Annotated in this window: 2 protein-coding genes; both read right to left on the reverse strand. The window is 66.6% G+C overall.

Annotated elements, in window-relative coordinates:
* Positions 1-1,615 (reverse strand): condensation domain-containing protein (locus tag AC27IO_RS23570; protein ID WP_498741087.1); only part of this gene is annotated, 1,615 nt, incomplete at its 3' end.
* A complete protein-coding gene (locus AC27IO_RS23575) occupies positions 1,615-1,836 on the reverse strand; it encodes a phosphopantetheine-binding protein (protein WP_498741088.1) in 222 nt (73 codons plus the stop codon). The genes AC27IO_RS23575 and AC27IO_RS23570, both read right to left, overlap by 1 nt.
* Between the last annotated feature and the right edge of the window lie 95 nt (positions 1,837-1,931).

Raw genomic sequence — 1,931 nt, forward strand, 5'->3', positions numbered from 1 at the left:
TCAGCTGCCGATCGCCCAGCACCAGCAACGCATCCGCCGCGCCCGCGCATGGCGCTCTACTCCGCGCGTGCAGGGAACCCTCCCCCACCGGCTCAGCCACCTCCCTCGCTCTCCCCAACCCCTGCAGCCGCTCTCTCTCACGGACATCCAGCAGGTCCAGCTCTCCTACCGCCTGCTCAGGCCGTTGTGTCAGCGCCCGCAGCACCGCCTGGTACTGGCGGGCCATGCGCTCGATGGTCTCCGGATCAAACAACTCGGATGCGTAATGAAACGCAGCGTGAATCCGGCCATCGGCATGCTCGCGAATGTCCAGCGTCAATTCGAACTGCGCTGCCTGCCCACCGATGTCGTAGGCCTGCAGCGAGAGGCCCGGCAACTGGGTGAGTGCATCGAAATCGCCGCGCTGGTGGTTGAACATCACCTGGAACAGCGGAGGATGGTCCAGGCTGCGGTCGACGCCCAGCGCCTGAACCATTTGCTCGAAGGGCAAATCCTGGTGCAACTGGGCACCCAGCGCAGCCTCTTGCACGCGGGCCAGTACGGACTGCAGGGTGGCGCGGTCATCCACTACCGCACGCATCACCAGGGTGTTCACGAAGAAGCCGACGATGCCTTCCGTCTCCACACGGTGGCGATTGGCCAGGGGCACGCCCACTCGGATGTCGTCCTGCCCCGTACACCGCTGCAGCAGGATCTGCCATGCGGCCAGCAGCACCATGAACGGTGTCCCACCGCAGGCCTGGGCACAGCGCTGCACCCCCAGCGCCAGATCCGGTGCCAACTCGATGCGGTGCCGAGCCGAGCGGTAGCGGCCATCGGCCCGCCGTGCATGGTCGGCCGGCAGTTGCAGCACGGGCTGATCGCCTCCGAGCTGCTGGGTCCAATAGGCCAGTTGCCGCTCCATTTCACCGGCTTCCAGCCATTGCTTTTGCCAGGCGGCGTAATCCGCGTACTGGATGGGCAAAGGCGCCAAGCTGACGGGCTCGCCCGACACCTGGGCACGGTACTGCGCGACGAACTCGTCCACGATCACCTGCAGCGAAGCGCCGTCTGACACGATGTGGTGCATCACCACCACCATCACATGCTCGTCCTGTGCCAGGCGGATCAGTGCCGCACGCAACAGTGGCCCCGCGGTGAGATCGAAAGGCGCATTGCAAAGGCGCTGAGCTTCGGCGAGCGCAGCGGCTTCCCTTGTTGCCACCGGCTGCGGTGTCAGATCCACCACCCGCCAGTCCAGCGGCATCGCGGTGCCGACCACCTGCTCGACCTCGCCCTGCGCGCCGGTGCGAAAGACCGTTCGCAGCGCCTCGTGGCGCTCCACCAGTGCGGCCAAGCTGCCGCGCACCGCGGCCTCGTCCAGCGCGCCGCGCAACCGCAATGCCGCGCTGATGTGATACGCCGTGCTCTGCGGGTCCATCTGCCAGAGGAACCACTGGCGAAGCTGGGCATACGACAGTGGCGAACGCTCCCGCCATGCGGCATCGCGCGGCAGGATCGGGAACTGGTGGGGACTCAGGCCCTCGGCGCGGATTTTCTGGTAGACGACGCGGCGTTGTTCGGCCGTCAATCGGGAAAAGCGCTCAGCGATGCGGCGGGTGGCAACGGCTTCCATCAAAGGGTCTCCATGCTGTCAATCAATGCGTCGATGTCCGACAGGGCCTGCGCCGCAGGGCGTTGGCCCTGTGCTGGCACGAGCAAGGCAGCCATGTCCCGCAGCACCGGGGACTGAAAGACCTGGCGGATCGTGAGTTCGGTGTGCAATCGGTCCTGCACGCGGGCGACCAGACGGGTGGACAGCAGCGAGTGACCACCCAGCTCGAAGGAAATGGTCATTGCGCCCTACGTCGCTGCCACCCCCAAGCACCTCGGCCCAGATCCTGCGCCAGCGCCCCTTCGATCTCCCCCTGCGGCGCCTCGTACCCCTGCCC

This window comes from Acidovorax sp. KNOB132 (assembly GCF_057541515.1).